20 protein-coding genes are annotated in these 18,738 nt (G+C 34.9%); 6 read left to right on the top strand and 14 right to left on the bottom strand.

Translation table 11 applies throughout. The annotated features are described in order from the left end of the window. Positions 1-96: 96 nt before the first annotated feature. Entirely contained in the window at positions 97-1,011 is a 915-nt protein-coding gene (gene twy1, locus Q4P18_RS01735) for a 4-demethylwyosine synthase TYW1 (protein ID WP_303334875.1), read from the top strand. Positions 1,012-1,108: 97 nt separating this feature from the next. On the opposite strand, the gene Q4P18_RS01730 is transcribed toward twy1, so the two are convergent. The 7 genes from Q4P18_RS01730 to Q4P18_RS01700 form a co-directional block, all read right to left on the bottom strand. Next, positions 1,109-1,771, bottom strand: coding sequence for a flavodoxin family protein (locus Q4P18_RS01730; protein ID WP_303334872.1), 663 nt, complete (start codon positions 1,769-1,771; stop codon positions 1,109-1,111). A 39-nt stretch (positions 1,772-1,810) separates the two neighbouring features. Next, entirely contained in the window at positions 1,811-2,917 is a 1,107-nt protein-coding gene (gene sucC, locus Q4P18_RS01725; protein ID WP_303334870.1) for an ADP-forming succinate--CoA ligase subunit beta, read from the bottom strand. 12 nt (positions 2,918-2,929) lie between these two features. Next, positions 2,930-3,475: a 2-oxoacid:ferredoxin oxidoreductase subunit gamma gene (locus tag Q4P18_RS01720; protein WP_303334868.1), complete on the bottom strand. Its 546-nt coding sequence runs from the start codon at positions 3,473-3,475 to the stop codon at positions 2,930-2,932. A gap of 12 nt (positions 3,476-3,487) precedes the next feature. Further along, the gene (locus tag Q4P18_RS01715) at positions 3,488-4,351 is read right to left on the bottom strand and encodes a 2-oxoacid:ferredoxin oxidoreductase subunit beta (RefSeq protein WP_303334866.1); all 864 of its coding nucleotides are present in this window, start codon (positions 4,349-4,351) and stop codon (positions 3,488-3,490) included. 1 nt (position 4,352) lies between these two features. Next, positions 4,353-5,483, bottom strand: a complete 1,131-nt coding sequence (locus tag Q4P18_RS01710) for a 2-oxoacid:acceptor oxidoreductase subunit alpha (RefSeq protein ID WP_303334864.1) — start codon at positions 5,481-5,483, stop codon at positions 4,353-4,355. A gap of 11 nt (positions 5,484-5,494) precedes the next feature. After that, positions 5,495-5,758 (bottom strand): ferredoxin family protein, encoded by a 264-nt coding sequence (locus Q4P18_RS01705; RefSeq protein ID WP_303334862.1) that lies wholly within the window; start codon positions 5,756-5,758, stop codon positions 5,495-5,497. A gap of 121 nt (positions 5,759-5,879) precedes the next feature. Further along, positions 5,880-8,429 carry a hypothetical protein gene (locus Q4P18_RS01700; protein ID WP_303334859.1) on the bottom strand — a complete coding sequence of 850 codons (2,550 nt, stop codon included), beginning with the start codon at positions 8,427-8,429 and terminating at the stop codon, positions 5,880-5,882. A 260-nt stretch (positions 8,430-8,689) separates the two neighbouring features. Between Q4P18_RS01700 and Q4P18_RS01695 the strand changes: the two genes are divergently transcribed. Next, positions 8,690-9,181: a fumarate hydratase C-terminal domain-containing protein gene (locus tag Q4P18_RS01695; RefSeq protein ID WP_303334857.1), complete on the top strand. Its 492-nt coding sequence runs from the start codon at positions 8,690-8,692 to the stop codon at positions 9,179-9,181. An 8-nt stretch (positions 9,182-9,189) separates the two neighbouring features. Here the strand turns inward: Q4P18_RS01695 and Q4P18_RS01690 are convergent, their stop codons facing one another. Then, a complete protein-coding gene (locus tag Q4P18_RS01690; RefSeq protein WP_303334855.1) occupies positions 9,190-9,924 on the bottom strand; it encodes a peptidylprolyl isomerase in 735 nt (244 codons plus the stop codon). A 102-nt stretch (positions 9,925-10,026) separates the two neighbouring features. Further along, positions 10,027-10,344: a hypothetical protein gene (locus Q4P18_RS01685; protein ID WP_303334853.1), complete on the bottom strand. Its 318-nt coding sequence runs from the start codon at positions 10,342-10,344 to the stop codon at positions 10,027-10,029. Between the two features lie 182 nt (positions 10,345-10,526). On the opposite strand from Q4P18_RS01685, the gene Q4P18_RS01680 reads away from it, so the two are divergent. Beyond that, positions 10,527-11,621 carry a DUF763 domain-containing protein gene (locus Q4P18_RS01680; protein ID WP_303334851.1) on the top strand — a complete coding sequence of 365 codons (1,095 nt, stop codon included), beginning with the start codon at positions 10,527-10,529 and terminating at the stop codon, positions 11,619-11,621. Here Q4P18_RS01680 and Q4P18_RS01675 read toward each other — a convergent pair whose 3' ends face one another. From Q4P18_RS01675 to Q4P18_RS01655, 5 genes are all read right to left on the bottom strand, one after another. Next, the gene (locus Q4P18_RS01675) at positions 11,622-12,167 is read right to left on the bottom strand and encodes a tRNA (cytidine(56)-2'-O)-methyltransferase (protein ID WP_303335156.1); all 546 of its coding nucleotides are present in this window, start codon (positions 12,165-12,167) and stop codon (positions 11,622-11,624) included. It lies immediately after the preceding gene. Positions 12,168-12,173: 6 nt separating this feature from the next. After that, a complete protein-coding gene (gene cobS / locus Q4P18_RS01670; protein ID WP_303334848.1) occupies positions 12,174-12,947 on the bottom strand; it encodes an adenosylcobinamide-GDP ribazoletransferase in 774 nt (257 codons plus the stop codon). A 2-nt stretch (positions 12,948-12,949) separates the two neighbouring features. After that, positions 12,950-14,059: a phosphatidylglycerophosphatase A gene (locus Q4P18_RS01665; RefSeq protein ID WP_303334846.1), complete on the bottom strand. Its 1,110-nt coding sequence runs from the start codon at positions 14,057-14,059 to the stop codon at positions 12,950-12,952. Positions 14,060-14,180: 121 nt separating this feature from the next. Continuing rightward, positions 14,181-15,128 carry a cysteine synthase A gene (gene cysK / locus Q4P18_RS01660; RefSeq protein WP_303334844.1) on the bottom strand — a complete coding sequence of 316 codons (948 nt, stop codon included), beginning with the start codon at positions 15,126-15,128 and terminating at the stop codon, positions 14,181-14,183. A gap of 116 nt (positions 15,129-15,244) precedes the next feature. After that, positions 15,245-16,213: an ATP-binding protein gene (locus Q4P18_RS01655; protein WP_303334843.1), complete on the bottom strand. Its 969-nt coding sequence runs from the start codon at positions 16,211-16,213 to the stop codon at positions 15,245-15,247. 183 nt (positions 16,214-16,396) lie between these two features. Between Q4P18_RS01655 and larC the strand changes: the two genes are divergently transcribed. Genes larC through Q4P18_RS01640 form a run of 3 tightly spaced genes read left to right on the top strand, consistent with a single transcriptional unit; the run spans position 16,397 to position 18,738 of the window. Then, positions 16,397-17,578: a nickel pincer cofactor biosynthesis protein LarC gene (gene larC / locus Q4P18_RS01650; protein WP_303334841.1), complete on the top strand. Its 1,182-nt coding sequence runs from the start codon at positions 16,397-16,399 to the stop codon at positions 17,576-17,578. Next, positions 17,571-18,251 (top strand): 7-cyano-7-deazaguanine synthase QueC, encoded by a 681-nt coding sequence (gene queC, locus Q4P18_RS01645; RefSeq protein WP_303334839.1) that lies wholly within the window; start codon positions 17,571-17,573, stop codon positions 18,249-18,251. The genes larC and queC overlap by 8 nt, the downstream gene beginning before the upstream one ends. After that, positions 18,229-18,738 (top strand): HD domain-containing protein, encoded by a 510-nt coding sequence (locus Q4P18_RS01640; RefSeq protein ID WP_303334837.1) that lies wholly within the window; start codon positions 18,229-18,231, stop codon positions 18,736-18,738. Before queC ends, Q4P18_RS01640 begins: the two co-directional genes overlap by 23 nt.

Raw genomic sequence — 18,738 nt, 5'->3', positions numbered from 1 at the left:
ATGATTATATATTTATTAACGAAATCATTTAAATTTATAGGATGGTTTTTTCTCAAAATATTTAAATCAATGAAAATTCTTAAATAAATATTAATTATGTCATTAACTAAAGAACAACAGCAAAAATTGGAAAAGAGCGGTTACCGTTTTGTAGGCGAACATGGCCATGCAGCTGCAAAAATCTGCCACTGGACAAGACAGAGCATCTTGGACAGGGGAGTTTGTTATAAGGAAAAATTCTATGGCATTGAAAGTCACAGATGCCTTCAGATGTCCCCTTCAGTAAGCAGCTGTCAGCAGGAATGTGTATTCTGCTGGAGGGACTTGAGCTATACTGAAACTGATTGGATTGGGGAATATGATGATCCGAAAACAATAATAGATGGGGCGATCAAAGCCCAGAACAATCTTCTTTGCGGTTTTGGAGGCAATGATAAAGCCAACAAGGAAAAGTTGCTAGAATCAAAAACCCCTACAAATGCGGCCATTTCCCTTGCTGGAGAACCTATGATGTATCCGGAAATTGATGAACTGTTGGCCGAATTTAATAGGCGCAATTTTACCACTTTTGTTGTTAGCAACGGCCAGTGCGTGGACAAGTTAAAGAATCTTGAAGAGGACCCTTACCAGCTATACCTCTCCTTAGATGCACCTACAAAGAAATTATACAATCAGGTTTGCAATCCTAAGATAAACAACGGTTGGGAGAATTTAAATGAATCTCTTGAAACCTTATCAAGTTTTAACTCAAGAACATGCATAAGGACAACTGTGGTTAAGGGAAGAAACATGGAAAGTCCTGAAGAATATGCTGAACTTATCAAAAAGGCAGACCCTGACTTTGTTGAAATAAAGGCCTACATGTGTGTTGGCTCATCAAGGGAAAGGCTAACATTAGACAACATGCCAACATTTGATGAAGTGGCCAGATTTGCAGAAGAAATCGGCAAATACTGTGATAAAAAAATAGTGAACGATTCAGAAGTTAGCAGAGTCGTTTTATTGCAATGAACCATTTGGTGAACTTGCAATTTATTCTTTTTTTCTTTTAAAATTATTAATAAAAAACTTTAAATGAAAATTTAAAAAAAGAATTAGGTTAGAGATGTTATTCTTTAATAGCATCCCTAGCTATTTTAGACCCTATTTCAAATGCTTGCTCCATATCTTTTGGAAATTGGGTTTCACGAACTTCTGCCTTGTGTTTCTCATCAAATAAGTCAGATTTATACTTGGAATAATCTGAAAATTGATAGGTATCATAAGAGCATAAGTTGTAAGGCTTTGTAAAGGTCATTTCAAAGACCATTGTGTTATTATCAATAAAATGATTATAACCCATTGCATCAGCCAACTCTTCATTTACATTCATGGTATATATGAAAGCAGTAGGCATTCTTTTTGGAGCCAAACTATCGGTTTCCTTATCATAAACCAAAAATGGGAAGCATAATCTCTCTAAAAGACATCTCATATTTCCAGTAACATCACCAAAGTATACTGGAGAACCAAAAATAAGGCCATCGGCTTGAACTATTTTTTCTAAAATCGGCTTAAAATCATCCTTATAAACGCATTTCCCATAATGTTTTCCGTTTAATTTTTTACATGCAAAACAGCTTTTACATCCATTAAATGGAACTTCATAGAGATTAATATATTCAACTTCAGCATCAGGAATTACTTTCTTAACACCTTCAAGAGCCTTTTTAAGTAGCTGTGAAGTATTTCCATCATCACGTTTACTGCCATTAATGGCATAAAATTTCATAAAAATCACCAAAAAAATAAGAGAAAAAGAGGAAAGAATTTATTTTAAGCTGTTACATAATTCAACAGCCTTTTTAGCAGCTTCTTCCATAGACACTTCATAAGGAATTCCTGCTTCTTCTAAAAGTTTTTGACCTTCTTCCTCATTAGTTCCTGTTAATCTAATAACAATATCTACATTGCGTTTGGATTTTTCTAAAGCTTTTATTACTCCTCTTGCAACATCATCGGCTTTAGTAATACCACCTAAAACATTTAAAAATACTACTTTAACCGGATCATAGTTTAAAACAATGTTTAAAGCTTGCAAAATAGTTTGATCGGATGCTCCACCACCAATATCCAAAAATGTAGCAGGTTCTCCACCATTGAGTTTGATCATGTCCATTCCGGTAAGGGTCAATCCTGCACCATTTCCAATAACTGCAATATCACCATCAAGCTTTACAAAGTCCACTCCTTTTTTCTTATATTTTAAGAGTTCGACTAAGTCCTGATGTCTAAATAAAGCATCATTTTCGATTTCGAGTTTTGCATCAGCAGCTATTAGTCCGTCAGGAGTTAATACCAACGGATTGATTTCAGCGATTTCCGCATCGTATTTCTCGAATATGTTGTAAAGTTTCCAAATAACATCACCAATTGGTGAAATTAACTCAGAACTTACACCCATTTTACGAGCTATTTCACGAGCCTCATACGGTAAAAATTCAATTAAAGGATTAGGACGATATTTGATAATTTTTTCAGGATTGGTTTTAGCTAAATTTTCAATTTCGACCCCACCTTCAGCACTAGCCATGATTACAGGTCTTTTTGCGGCCCTATCAATGGAAACACTTATGAAAAATTCATTTAAGATGTCTGCTTTTTCTTCAATTAAAAGGTGAGCTACTTTTTCGCCCTTAATTGTCATTCCAAGAATTTCATCAGCTGCTTTATAAGCTTCACCCGGATCATCTGCAAATTTAACTCCACCTGCTTTTCCACGTCCTCCAACAAGAACTTGAGCTTTAATAGCTACTGGTTCATCCATTTCAGATACGATTGAGGTAGCCTCTTCTGGAGAATATGCAACATGTCCTTCCAAAATATTAATTCCTTCTTTTTTAAATATTTTCTTCCCTACATGTTCAAAAAACTTCATTATATTACCTCATCACACCAAATCATATCCTGCTTCAAATGCAGCAATGTTTTTATCTTCAGTTCCACGAGGAACACTGTCTAAAATTGCTTCTTTAGCTGCTTCAGGAGATATGATTTCGGTTATTTTTGTAATTGCTCCTACCATAACAATATTGGCTACGATTTTAAGACCAATATCATCTACTGCAGTTTTAGTTGCAGGAGCTTCATAAACTTTAATATTATGAGCGTCAATGTATTCGCGTACGTCTTCAACATCGGTTGTTCCAGGATCAACAATCAAAGTTCCGTTATCTTTTAAATCAACTATATATTTGATTAAAGCCTCATTTGACATTGCAACCAAGATATCTGGACTTTGTACTTTTGGATAATCGATTTTTTCGTCACTGATAACAACTTCACATTTGGAAGCTCCTCCACGAGCTTCAGGACCGTAAGATTGAGTTTGAACTGCTTCATTATCATCAAAAAGTGATGCTGCCTTACCAATGATAATACCAGCCATGATTACTCCTTGACCTCCAAATCCACCAATTCTAATTTCTTTTCTCATAATATCTCCCTCTTATAAATCATCCATATATGCAGAATAACGAAGGGTCTTTTCACCGAATTTTTCTTCGCTTAACTTTTGAATATTGTCAGTATATTCAGGTCTCTGTTTATCTGCAAATTCACCAACTACAATTTTACCTTCTAAGTCTTTTTCACGCATCCTATCAGCCTGGGATTTGAAGATTGTATTTATTTTCATATTAACCGCCATAGCTGTTGGAGTACGTGCTTTATTTTTACGGCCATAGTAAGTTGGACATTGTGATACAACTTCAACAAAACTAAAACCTGGATTTTTAAGGGCTTTTTTAATGGAACCTACCAAATTATCAACCTGGATTGTAGTCCATCTTGCAGAATAAGTTGCACCTGCAGCAGCTACAAGCTCTGCTAATTTAAATGGATAATCTTCAGTTCCATAAGGTGCTGTGGTTCCTACACTTCCTTTAGGGGAAGTTGGACTAATCTGACCACCAGTCATTCCATAAATATTATTGTTAATACAGATTACAGTTAAATTAATGTTTTTACGAGCCGCATGAATTAAATGATTTCCACCAATGGAAGCGGCATCCCCATCCCCGGTAAATACAACAATGTCCAAATCAGGATTGGAAACCTTTAGACCTGTTGCAAAGCTTAATGCTCTTCCGTGTGTGGTGTGCAATGAATCGCATTCCATATAACCAGGAATTCTTGAAGAACAACCAATACCTGAAACCATAGCTATATTGTCAAAATCCATTTCAGCCTTTTCCATACCTTTAAGGAATGCATTCATAATACTTCCATTCCCACAACCTGGACAAAAGATATGAGGAAGTCTGTCTTCTCTTAAATAAGGTATAAATTTATTAGGACTATTTTCCGCCATTTTAGTTTCCTCCTATTTCTTCAATTTTAGCTAATATTTCTTCAGGAGTAGGTAATAATCCTCCGATTATACCGATTAAATGAGTATTAGCATGACATTTAACAACTCTATCAACTTCATAATACATTTGACCCAAATTCATTTCAACAACAATAACGTCACTTGCATTTTTAGTTAATTCTGCAATTTGAGTGTCTGGGAACGGCCATGGAGTATTGATTTTAATATATCCAACCTTTTTGCCTTCTTCCTGTGCCTTTTTAACAGCAGTAATCATTGATCTTACTGGAGCACCATAAGACACCACAACAATATCCGCATCACCACAATCTTCAGATACGACTTCACAGATTTTATCCTTATTGTTTAAAATCTTATTACAAAGACGTTTTACGAGTCTTTCATGAGTTTCAGGGTCATTGGTATCCGGATATCCTCTTTCGTCATGAGTAAGACCGGTTACGTGAATGTCAAATCCTTGACCAAATGCAGGCATTGGTGTTGTACCGTCCTCAACATGCTTGTACGGCAAATAATCGTCAGACTTTTCAGGTTCTGTTCTTGGAACAATCTCAATATCATCCTCAACGATGATTTTTTCTCTCATGTGTCCTACAACTTCATCAGCCATTATGAAAACAGGAGTCCTATACTCTTCAGCCAAATTAAAAGCCTTTATTGTAAAATCAAAGTATTCCTGAACACTGGAAGGAGACAAAGCTATTGGTTCATAATCCCCATGAGAACCCCAGCGAGCTTGCATCATATCTCCTTGAGCGGCCATTGTAGGTTGACCTGTTGAAGGAGAACCTCTCTGAACATCAACAATAACGATTGGAGTTTCTGAGATAAATGCATAACCAATATTTTCCTGCATCAATGATAAACCTGGACCTGATGTAGCTGTCATTGATTTGCTTCCACCCCAGGAACCACCAATAATAGCTCCCGCAGAAGCAATCTCATCTTCCATTTGAATAAAGGAACCTCCAACTTTTGGAAGTTCACGAGCCAAAGTTTCAGCCACTTCAGTAGAAGGTGTAATTGGATAACCTGCAAATAATCTACAACCTGCTTTTAGAGCACCTTTTGCACATGCTTCATTTCCTTGAATAAAAAATTCTTCAGCCATAAACCACACCTCTAATCTTTTTTACCTGTTGAAAATTTTGGATTGAATTTGGTATCTTCTCCAACCCACCAATTTTTATTAACATTAACAGTAATAGCTTGATCTGGACAAACAACTTCACAGACTCCGCAATCAGTACATCTTTCTTCAAACTTCACATATGGAAGCAAAACACCTTTTTTATTAGCATCTGAAGATATTGCATAAACATTTTGATAACACATGTATACGCAAAGATGACAACCTTTACATAAATTTTCATCAATATAAATCATCCATAATCTCCTTAATAAATTATTGATTTATATATATGTTTTACAACATTTAAAAAGGTTATTAAAAACAGCCTTTTATAGATTGTTTAAATTTCAAGGAAAAAAAAGAAAGTGAAAAAAATCATTGATAAGACTTGTCAAAGCTATCATAAGCCACTTTCAAATTATGCTTGTGAGCATCGGAATTCTTGGCCAAATTATAGTAATCCACAATCGCTTCAGAAAGCAATCCTATTGTAACATCCTTTGGAACCGTATGTGAACATTCATAATATATTCCATCATACCTTGGAGGGAATCTGTCGTCAATGAACTGGTTTTTGATATCGTTTCTCAAATCCTCATCAATGAAGCGTTCCAACAGAGAAATAATATCATCTGCAAGAGTATTGCCCATGTAAGTGTACAGTTCCTTAATAGAACCGTCAGCACTGCATTCTTCCATGGCAATGTCATATGCTCCGTAATTTTGGAATCCGTGAAGAATGAACCTTCCTTCAACAGTGCTGGCACAGTATTCATTCATGATTTTGGTTAACGGATCCATCAGGAAAAACGCAACGAAACCTTCGATTGCCTGAGTTTTTTCAACATCCAACATATAACACAATGCTATTTCGAGAATTTCCGACACTAAATGATGTGTCAGTTCGTGAATCAGTGTAGCTATTTTTTGTGAAACCAAGAGCCTATCATCCAATTTGATAAAATTAGACATGTAAAAACCTGATTCTCCCCCCTTTGACTTGTAAGACCATGGAGCATAAGCATTTACGATTTTTGAAACCTTGTCAAATGTGGAATCGTCTTCATCAAACTTGACAAGAGATTCTCCCATCCGATATATCTCTTCAATTATCTCATCATACTCCTCTACAGTCAATACGGCAGATTTCAGTTTTTTCTCGTATTTTGGTGTCAGCAAATCGGCCAGGGAATTGATTGAGCCTTTGAATTGATTCATTATTTCCATACATGTCTCATAAAATTCTACATGCTCTTCCCCGTTTTTGCCTTTGTTAAACCATTCCCTAATTTCATTCTCACCGTGAAACTTGCCATGTTGTTTAATGGCCTGATTAAAAGAATGATACATTTCCAAATGATCAATAATGTTCTGTTTTGTTTCATTAATTGTGAATGGAGCGCATTTTTCATAGAACTCCACATATCTTTCCCCATTTTTGCCTTTTAGGAACCAGTCGATTATTTCTTCTGCCTTATATGGCAAATCTTCCGTATTTACTGCATTAATGAACAATTCGTCCCTGTTAAGTGCTTCGATTACCTTTGATTGAGTTATGTAAATCAAATATTCGTCATAAAACTCCTTGAACGGATAAATACCAAGTTTGCCCAGCTCAATCCATTGATTGACATTTTCATTCTCAGCATTGAAATCGAAACCTATTAAAGAGTAATTGGTATTTGAAATAAGCAGTTCTATTGTCCTGTTTACAAGAGCGGCTATATCCCCACTCTCAAATTCATCCATCGAATATAATTTTTCCATGAATTCCTTTGAATTTAATATTTCGGAGTCCTCAATTGCTTCAATTAATGTTTTGCCCTGCTCAACTGCTGCAAATATTGTTTCACAATCATCCTTTAATACGAATGGAGATATGTTATCGAAGAAATCCTTATATTGGGAGTCCCCTCCTCTTCCCAACCTATACCATATTTCAAAGTCTTTTGGATTGTATTTTAAAACGTGACTTTTGATTGCATCTCCAAATGAAGCTCCTGAGAGACAGCTGTTTAAAATGGCTTTCTGCATGTCCTGTTCTATAAAACTTTCAAAACCAGACCCATGGAGCGGCAAATAGTCGTTGAATTCCTGATTGGAAGATATTACGCTTGTTAAACTTAAGAGCTCTTCAATTGGAACTCCTTCGTTGATTGCTTCGCTGACCTTATTATAGTCCTGCTTTACAACAAAAGGCAATGCCTGCCTGTAAAATTCCACATGTTCCAGTTCCCCATTTCTTCCTTGCTCATACCATGAGATAATCTCTTCAGGAGTATTGTAGATGTCCTCACTTTCAATCAAATCTGAAAACTGTTTTCCTTCCTTAAGGCCAAAAACAATGGTCTCTTTCGAATGTTTCTCAACAAATGATTTTATTAATGGATATTCGTTTTCCTTGAATTCCCTCTTGCTTGAAAATATTTTTGATGAGTTTAAAGCAACATCCAAGTCAACACCATCATCCAATAATCCAAACAATAGTTTTTCATCATATCTTATGACATCCTGAAATGCATATTGCTTTATTGAATTATAAAACCAACTATATGCAGCATCGCCGTCACGGCCTTTTAGATACCATTCATTGATTTCTAAAGGATCGTTGAACAGTACGAAATTCTGCATGGTGTTTAGAAACTGTCCAGACTCTTTGACCGAATCTACGATTGTGGTCAAATCCTCAATCATCAAATCCTCACTAGCCAAGGTCTTCAATTGATTATAAAAATTAGCATAAAGTTCATTGCCTCTGCGACCCTTAACATACCATTGAACAACAATCTCCTTATCATCCCCTATAGCATCATGGAAAGATTTTCCTTCATCAAGATCATTGATTATCTTTTTTTGAAGTTCTAAAGCAGGATTTTTGGTATTTAATTTGTTTTTAATATTGTCCCAGAAACTAATTATTATCACCGCAAAGCATTTTACCTTAATTAAGTATTATATTATAACAACTTAATAATATTTGCTATATGAGCAAAATGTAAGCAAGGAAATTTTAATAATGTCATCCTCTTTCTAAATTATTGGAGTTTTATTTGAAAATACAATCCTCTAATTCCAATACATTTATTAATTGCTGACAATCTATTTTGCACAATTTAAATAGTTGTCTAAAAAAATAGACAACCTAATAAAAAACTACTTTTTATAAAATGGCCAAACTAATAATCATGAAAAAAGTAACAACACCTATAGCCAGTGAGGAGCTAGCTAATTTAAATGTTGGAGATAAAATTCTAATAAGCGGAGAAATCTATACTGGACGTGATGCGGCATTGCCTCAGCTAGTTGAACTGATAAAGGAGAACGATGTGCCATTTGATTTGAATGGAATTGCAATAATGCATACTGCAGTTAGCGATGCAGGAATCGCTCCTACTACAAGCAACAAAGAGGAAATTGAAGGTACCATCCCCTTCCTCAGTGAGAATGGTGTTAAAATACATATCGGCAAGGGTTCCTTAAGCGATGAAACAAAGGAAGCTCTTTATAAAAACGGTTCTATTTTTGTAATAACTCCCCCAGTAGCTGCACTTTTAACAAGCAATGTTTTAGAAAAAGAATGTGTTTTATTTGAAAATGAGGGCATTGAAGCCATGTTCAGGTTAAAAGTGGAAAATATTCCAGGAATTGTGGCTGTTGCTAATAAAAAAAGTATTTAGAAGAAGAATTATTCTTCATCTTCTTCTGCGTCTTCTTCAGTAGTTTTTTTCTCGAAAGAGTCAACGAAGTTAACTTTTTCAAAGTCCATGTTATCCCAGATGTCTTTTGCTATTCTGAATCTTGCAAAGGTTACATCCATGTAGGATTTTTGATCGAATTTGGTAATTTCATCTAAAGTAATGTTTACAGTATCTCCGTCAATGTCGATTTCGGTTTTGTCGATGTCCATGTTTGGAGAACCGTAGTGAAGCTCAATCATGCTTTTGATTTTGTCTTCATCATCTTCAAGAATTTCAATTACTTCAATATCGTAAACTAAGTCTTTTCCTGCTAATTCATGGTTGAAGTCAACTTTTACTCTTCCACCGTTTACGGTCAATATTCTTCCAGTTCTGTCACCAGCGCTGATTGGCATACCTGGAACAGGAGTCATACCTTGTTTTTTGAATTCTCTCATTGGAATTAATTGGATTAATTCTGAGGATCTTTCACCAAATGCATCTTTACTTTCTACTTCGATGGTTTTGGTTTCTCCAGCTTCAAGTCCTTCGATTGATTCTTCAATAACAGGTAATAAATGGTTTCCACCTACAACAATTGGAATTGGTTTGTAGGTTCTGTCTTCCATGTAAATTTCAGCATCTTTAGCTACATCCTCATAAGTAGTGTCAAATACATCATCGGTTTCTTTAACTTTTCCAGTAAAATTTAATCTTACAAAATCACCGTTATTAATTGCCATAAATAATCTCTCCTTATAAATGTTAATAAAGTAAATTATGTTAATATTATAACAATTAGTAATTTTATTTTTAAACATTTATTAATGTTTTGTTTAATAGTATTAAAAACACTCACACCAGATATCCTCATCTATTTCCAATTCCCGATTAATGGTTTCTAAAATTTTTAATTCCTCATCACTCCAATCATCTTTTTTAAATTTCTTTACAAATTCCTTCCAACCTTTTTTGGTCAGCATTATTTCTCCAATTGCATCCTGATTGGAAAAATCGCAGCCATAATCTTCAAATAATTCGAAAATCTTTGGATGATGCCATACATTAAACAATGGATACCTATCCAAAATTCTCTCAAATATAATCTCATCGTCCTTAAATTTTACATTAACTTTTCTTAAGATATAAGCTCTGACACTCATAATAAATGATTATTTTTATTATTTTTATAAATTTTCTTTTAAATAATTCCAATTATTTAAAATAAGGTAAACTTTAGCTTGAATTTAAAAAATAACTGTTAATAGCAAAATTAAATTATGAAAATAGATTTCATATGCTCTCAGAAATTATATAAAAAAGATTTTTTATTAATATAATAATCATGTCAAGAACAGGAGTTGTCAATTTACCCCTTCACGGAGGCCACCCGCCAAAATGGCTATTTACAAGAATGGTGGATTTGTCAGGAGCCATAACTGAAGTTATTGTTGAGGAATACGGTCAGAAAGAATTCCTACATAGAATATCAAATCCCTATTGGTTCCAGGCATTTTCCTGCGTTTTAGGTTTTGATTGGCATTCATCAGGAACCACAACAACAACATTAGGTGCCTTAAAACATTCACTAGATAGTGAAAAGCACGGCATTTATTTAAGTGGAGGTAAGGGTGGAAAATCCAGAAAAACACCTGCAGGAATCAAACGTGCCGGAGAAATATTCGGATTTAAAGATTCAAAAATTGAAGAAATGGTGAATGCAAGCAAATTGACTGCCAAAATTGACAACTCCTGCATTCAAGATAGCTACACCCTATATCAACACAACTTCTTCGTAACAGAAAAAGGAGATTGGGCCGTGGTTCAGCAGGGATTGAACGCCGAAAATAAATATGCTCGCAGATATCATTGGATGAGCGACGGGTTTGATGAATTTTTAGAGGACCCGCATTCAGGAATTTCTTGCGATATGAAAAACAATAAAGCATTGAATATGGCAGATAAGGAAAGTAAAGAAGCTCAAAAAATAAGTGTTGACCTAATCAACGATAATCCCGCCCATTTAAGACAATTCTTTAAAAGAAAGGACAATCAAATGTTGTTAACCGATTTTACAATGCCGAAACACCACCCTGTGCTTGATAGTGATTTGTCAGATAAGGAATATGAAGTCTTAAGGGCAGCATGGGAAATACAGCCTGAAAACTATGAAGAGCTAATATTGCTTCAAGGAATAGGACCTAAAAAAATAAGAGCGCTGGCCCTAATCTCAGATTTGGTATATGGGGAGCCTGCAAGCTGGGAAGATCCGGTAAAATATAGCTTCACCCATGGAGGAAAAGACGGATTTCCATATCCAGTAGACAGGGAAGTCTATGACAATTCAATAAATACAATAAAGGAAGCTGTAGAAGAAGCCAAAATAAAAAAAGATGAAAAGTTAAAAGCCATTAAAAGACTTGAAGACTTTTTGAACTAGCTACTTCTTATTTTCATTATGGATATTTACATTCTTTCCATGAGCTGTTGGAATTACTTCAAATACGGGATCTTCAAATTCCAATTCAAACTCTTTTCCATCCATCAACAAATGTTGGAAAACACCTAATGAGGACACTTCAGAATGAGGCTGTGTAGTAACTGAAACGTTCCAATCGGCACTTTTATAAACATCGGTTGGAACTTTAGATCCCCCCACAACAATCAGAATATCCTCTCCAGATTCCCTGATTTCAGGAGCTGCCTCATGAGCCTGGGTACCGTACATTGTTAAATGAACTACCTTGCCACCATTGTCCTTCCAATCGTTGATGATTTTCTTGTGACTATCAGCATACTCAACTTCAAAATCACCACCCCAACGATTAACGATGTCACGAACATTATCCATGAGCTTATTGTCCCTTTCGCCAGCCAAATAGATCTTGCTTGCTCCAAATGCCCTTGCTGTTAAACATACATGAGTTGTAATACGTGTATCTCTTCTTAATCTATGATCCAATCTTAAAACATTTACATTCATAATAACCACTTAATAAAATAACATTATAATCATGAATAAAAGTGCCACAGCCCTTCCGATTTCATTTGATGTTCCTAAAACATCCCCATTAGCTACTCCAAAGTTTTTCTTAGCTATCAAACTTACTACTGCTCCGGCAAACATTGCACCAATAAGTCCAAATATCCCCACAATATTCCCCAATAGGAAGCATAAGACAGCTACAATAATTGTAGAGACCGCATAATTTACAATATTGGTTGACCTTATAAAGTATGACCCGATACCATCAATCGGTTTTGAGGTTAAAGCTGTTGTGAGAAGGGAAGTTTTTGCAACCATTTCACAGATTATGATTCCATTTATGAACCTATAATCAAGAACATTGCAAATGCCTGCAATTGTTATCAATGCAATAAGAATGGCAGCCATTATTCCTCCAGCACCAACCATTGAGTCCTTCATGACTGATATCTTCTTTTTAGCATCCCCATGAACCATCACTCCGTCAGCCATATCCATCACGCCATCAATATGGTTAAATCCGGTTATTAACATTAAGAATGCATAGGTTATGACAGCCACAAGCAATGGGTTGAAATGCAAAAAGTCCTGACAAATAAAAGCAACTCCTGCAGCCAACGCCCCAATGAAAAAATGGATAATTGGCCAAAACCAGGTCATTTTTGTCATGTATTCAATAGATGTGAAAACATTGATCGGCAGAATTGTTGAGAATGTTACAAGCCCTAAAATGGACTTGAATGGAGAGAATTTTTCATCCTTAAAATAATCATCTTCCATTTCTATTCCTCAAATATTTTTGACATGCACCCTGCAATAAGGCCTGCAAATATATCATCAACCATCGGCCCTAAACCTGAAATGATTCCCGGTTTTGCCTCATCATATCTTTTAAAATTGAATGTTGCCTTTGTTCCGGCAATCTGGTTTGAAATGGCAAGGCCCAATACCTCATCAGTGTAGAGATATGCTGGATCGTCACTTACATCAATTTCACGAATTCTTCCTTTGGACAAATCGTCTTCGGTCCTGATGGCCGCCATTAAAAGTGCAATTACATTAATGTCTGTTAAAGATTTGAGAATTTGCTTTTCAAGTTTTTCACGAAGCTCGTCTGTTTCTTCCACCCCTGCAAGAAGCGCCATTCCGGCATCAATCAAATCTCCGATTAAAATTCCTTCGGAAACCAAATAGTCAAGAATTCCAAAGTCCAATTCAATTTTTTTGAAGGCGTCTTCACATGCAATTTCAACCTTTTCCTTTATTGAAGTTATGAATTCATCAAGGTCAAAATCATCGTCATATTCGTTGTTGATGATATCCACGCTGTCTTCAAAAATGTTTTCCTGTTCAAAGCTATCTGGAGGAACGTTTGCAACAATGGCTAAAAAGTCATGATTGTTTAGAATGTTTGAAATATGGAATGGTAAACGTAAGCTATCGAAATAGCTTGTTTTAGCAACAATGGCTGCCTTATATATCTTCATGAGAATTTTTGGAGACAATATTTTATTGATATAAATGACGTTTCCAATGTTGATTTCAGCGTCGAAGAATCCCTTTTTGGAATTGGCCACCTTTAACATATCTGTAAAGTCTTCGATTTCCACATCATTTGAAACAAATGTGAATATTTCCACATCATCATAGATGTTTTCAAAATAATCGATTGAATCCGCGTTTTGTGCAATGTAGGATTCCTCATTTTCGTTGAAATCCTCTGCAGTTTCCGCTAAAGACTCAAAATCATAATCTCCTTTAATGATATCGATATTTTCAACAATATCAATACCGTCACTTACTAAAAAATCGCTGAATGTTAAAAAGAAATCAGGATTGTTGATGCAAACCCCATTTTCCTTTTCAACAATGTTTAATGTTGACTTACTCATAAAAAACCATTCCCTTAAAATTAATATGAATAATTCTATAATTCATCATATATAGAATTAATTAGGGAAAAATATTGGTTTTGAATAATTTAAAAAAAGAAAGATAAAATTTGAATTTATTTTATTCAAATAACCAGTCAACAGACAAATACCTGTCACCTGCATCTGCCAAAATAGCAATTATTCTTTTACCTTTGTTTTCAGGCCTTTTAGCTAGTTCTAATGCTGCCCAAGTAGCTGCACCAGAAGAGATTCCTGCAAAGATTCCTTCTTCTTTAGCCAATTTTAAGAAAGTTTCACCAGCATCCTCGTCTTTAACTGGAATGATTTCATCAATCAATTCTGTGTTAAGAACCGGAGGTACGAAACCTGCTCCGATACCTTGGATTTTATGAGGTCCTTTAACTCCTTTTCCTAATGTTTGAGAGGATTCCGGTTCGACAGCTACGATTTTGACATCCGGAATTTCTTCTTTCAATACTTCTGCAATTCCATTTAAGGTTCCGCCAGTACCTACCGCACTTACAATAATGTCAACATCCCCTTCAGTGTCCCTGAGAATTTCCTGTGCAGTGGTTTCCCTATGAATTTTAGGGTTTGCCGGATTTTCAAATTGCTGCAATATGATTGAATTTTCGATTTCGGATTCAAGTTCTTTTGCCTTGGCAATTGCTCCACCCATTCCTTCAGAACCTGGAGTCAAAACTATTTCTGCACCAAAAATTCCTAAAAGTTTTCTTCTTTCGATAGACATTGTTTCAGGCATGGTTAAAATCAATTTATAACCTTTTGCAGCTGTAACAAAACCTAATCCAATACCTGTGTTTCCGCTTGTTGGTTCGATGATTACAGTATCCTTATCAATCAATCCTTTTTCTTCTGCATCTTCAATTAAAGAAACACCAACACGATCCTTTACACTGTTTGTTGGATTGAATGATTCTAATTTTACATCGACTTCCGCATCTAATCCTTCAGTTAAATTGTTTAACCTTACAATAGGAGTGTTTCCTATGGCTTCAGTTATGTCATTTAAAATACCTCTTTTTAATTCTGGAATATTAACCATATAATTCACCTTTTAAAATACCAATAATATAACAATTGTAATAATAACAATAGTTATATTGACTTATTTCATTTATAAATCTTTCTATTAAAAGAAAATTTGAAATTAAAAAATAGCTAAATTTGCCTTCTAATCATCGGAAGAATATCCATAAATGAATTTAATGCGGAATCATAGCTCTCAAAATTTCTACCAACTATCAAACCGTTTTCATAAACATCAATATTTTCATCATCAATGAATGTTTTTTCAAGATCAATCCCATAAGGCAGCATATAGCTGAATTCATTGTTTGAAAATTCAATATGAATATCCTCATCGGATTCAATTTCTGTTAAATTCAATAAGACCTTTTCATATCCTTTGCCTTTCAAATAAGTGGTTATTAAACCTAATTTATCATTATCTATTAAATTTTCAATTGAATCCACTTCAACGGTTGCTGTGGATGAATTTTCACGAACCTTAACAATCTTACAGTCAGAATTATTATAAACGAACTCCTCCGAATCGGAAATTCTTTCATATGCATCTTTTGTAAATCTATCATCAAATGGAATCCTGGTAGCCAAACAAGTTGTAGAGCTGGAATAAGGAATGTTATTCCTATTCAAATATTCATGTATTTCTTTTGAAGTTAATCTTGCTTTAACAAATGGACTTAAAACATCATTTTCATAATTTATTAAAATTCCAGGACGGTCAATTACCAAATCAGAAATATTGGTTCCATCTACAATTGTTGAGAATCCATTATCATTAGCAACGGAAAAAATATGCCTGTACATCTCTTTTCTGCATAAAAAACATCTGTCATGGTTATTGGATATTATATCCTCATGATTATAAAAATCCTCAAAAATAATTTCCTGAGGAATATTTAAACTCCGGCAAAATTTCTCAGTATTTTCAATGAAAGAAGGAGGTAAAATATTATTATCAATAGTAATGGCCAAAACTCTTTTACACACGTCTTTTGCCAAATAAGCCATTAACGTACTGTCTGCTCCTCCCGAAAAGGCAATAGCAACTTCCTTATCCTTAAGTATTTCTTTTACTTCATCGATTTTGTTTTCAATAATCATCAAATAACCACATTTAATTTTTATTTTTTTAAAGATTATATCTTTTGCCAATTATCCATAACCCTTTCTATGTTGAAAATGAATTATTCACACTTTATGCTCCCAGACAAACATTACAAAAAAACTAATAACATTAAAAACAAAAATTCATGCAAATATATAAAAAAATGGAAAGTTGTTATTATGACACTCATTATTGACCCTCAAACAAGCGGAATAGCTGGAAACATGATAATTGGAGCTCTTATCGACCTGGGAGCAGATGAAAATTACATAAAGGAAATTATGGAAAAGTCAGCTAATGAATTTGGAGAGGTTAAAGTTTCATTTGAAAAAATAAACAAAAAAGGAATTGCGTCTACCTACTGCAATGTGGAAATCATTGACAAGGGAGACGTGATGCACTTCGACGAGTTTATAGCAAAAATACAGACATTGGATTTAGATGAGCAAATAAAGGAGACATCCATAAGCATATTTACAAGAATAGCTAAGGCAGAAGCCAAAGTTCATGGAAGCAGTCTGGAAAAGGTCCATTTCCATGAAGTGGGTCAAAGCGATGCGGTAGCAGATGTAATCGGTGCTGTAAGTGCATACTATTCCCTAAAATTAAATGAGGATAAAATAATAGGACTTCCAATATCTGTAGGTGGTGGGAGAGTGAAAACTGCCCATGGAATACTTCCTGTTCCTGCACCTGCAGTAGTGGAGATACTTAAGGAAGGAAAATGTGTTGGAGGGCCTGTTGACAGTGAACTTGCAACACCAACAGGCTGTGCAATCTATATGGAACTTGTAGATGAAATTAGAGATTTCATTCCTCAAATAACTCCTTTAAAGATAGGATATGGAGCTGGAAAAAAGGAGTTTGATTTTCCGAACGTCTTAAGAGTAATACAAAGTGAAAAAGTTACTAACAGCGATGAAATCAATGTGATTGAGACAAATATCGATCATTTAACAGGTGAAGAGCTCGGATATCTTTTTGACCTGCTTTTGGAAAAAGGCGCAAGAGACGTTTCACTAGTCCCCATTCTGATGAAAAAAAATCGTCCGGGGCATATCTTAAAAGTAATAGCCAAAAAGGAATCAACAGAACAATTAATAGACATTATTTTTAGGGAAGTCGGAACATTGGGAATTAGAATAGTCCCAAATCTCCATAGAGGCCTTGCAAAAAGAGAGTTTATTAAAAAAGAAGTTGAAATTGACGATGAAATCTTTGAAGTGACATACAAAGTGGGCTATGTGAATGGAAATGTTATTTCCAGTAGAATAGAGTTTGAGGACGCTAAAAAAATAGCCCTCCAAACCGGAATCCCATTGAAAGACATTATAAACAGAATAGGTGAATTAGATGAGTAAAAAAGCAATATCTGTCCTTTCCGGAGGATTGGATTCAACAGTGGCCACATCAGTTTATGCAAAGGATTACGATATTCATGCAATAACATTCGACTATGGTCAAAGAAGCGTAGATAGAGAAATAAAAGCTGCAAAAGAGATTTGTGAGAAAATGGGCTTTGAACATACCATAATTGATTTGAAATGGTTAGGTGAAATCAGCAATTCCTCACTTACAAGTGACAACGAAGTTCCTGAGCTTAATGAAGATGAGCTGGATGATTTGGAAATCTGTTCACAGACTGCAAGCAGCGTTTGGGTTCCTGCAAGAAACACAGTTTTCACCGCTATTGCAACAGCTCTTGCAGAAAGCATCGGCGCAGAAATTATCATTGTAGGATGGGATAAGGAAGAAGCAGCCACATTTCCAGACAATTCAAAGGAATTCCTAGAAGCTTTCAATAAACTGATTCAGATTGGATCACCAGACAATATTGAGGTGAAGGCCCCTGCAATCGATTTGGACAAGGACGAGATTGTGGAATTAGGCGAATCTGTGAATGCGCCAATGAAATTGAGCTATTCATGCTATATGGGGGAAGAAAACCATTGTGGTGTCTGTGAATCTTGCATGAGACGTAAAAGAGCATTTAAACAAGCAGGAATTAAAGATGAAACAATATACAATAGCTAAATTACTTAATGAAGCGATAAAATACAATTACGGAGACAAGAGGCGCATTGCCCATCTAATAAAGGTCCATGACTATGCAAGAACAATAGGCATTTTAGAAAAAATCGATCCACAAGACCTGTTTGTCCTTGAAAGTGCTGCAATTCTTCATGACATCGGAATCAAGGTTTGCGAAGAGAAATATGAGTCATGCGGAGGAAAGCTTCAGGAAAGGGAAGGGCCGAAAGTTGCCCTAGAAATACTTAAAAAATTGGATTATGATGTGTCAGATATAGATAGAATACTTTTTTTAATAGCACATCATCACACATATAATGAAATTGATGGAATCTACTATCAGATTCTTATAGAAGCAGATTTTCTAGTCAATTTAGAAGAAGAAAATTCACAAATAAAGACCATTGAAAATGTTTATAAAAAAATCTTCAAAACAAGTAGCGGAAAGGAAATCTGTAAAAATTTATTTGATTTAAAAATGAGAGGTTAA

It is taken from the genome of Methanobrevibacter sp., assembly GCF_030539665.1.
Taxonomy (GTDB): Archaea; Methanobacteriota; Methanobacteria; order Methanobacteriales; family Methanobacteriaceae; genus Methanocatella.
The sequence above is the reverse complement of the archived record's forward strand: the minus strand, read 5'-3'. Positions and strand labels throughout refer to the sequence as shown.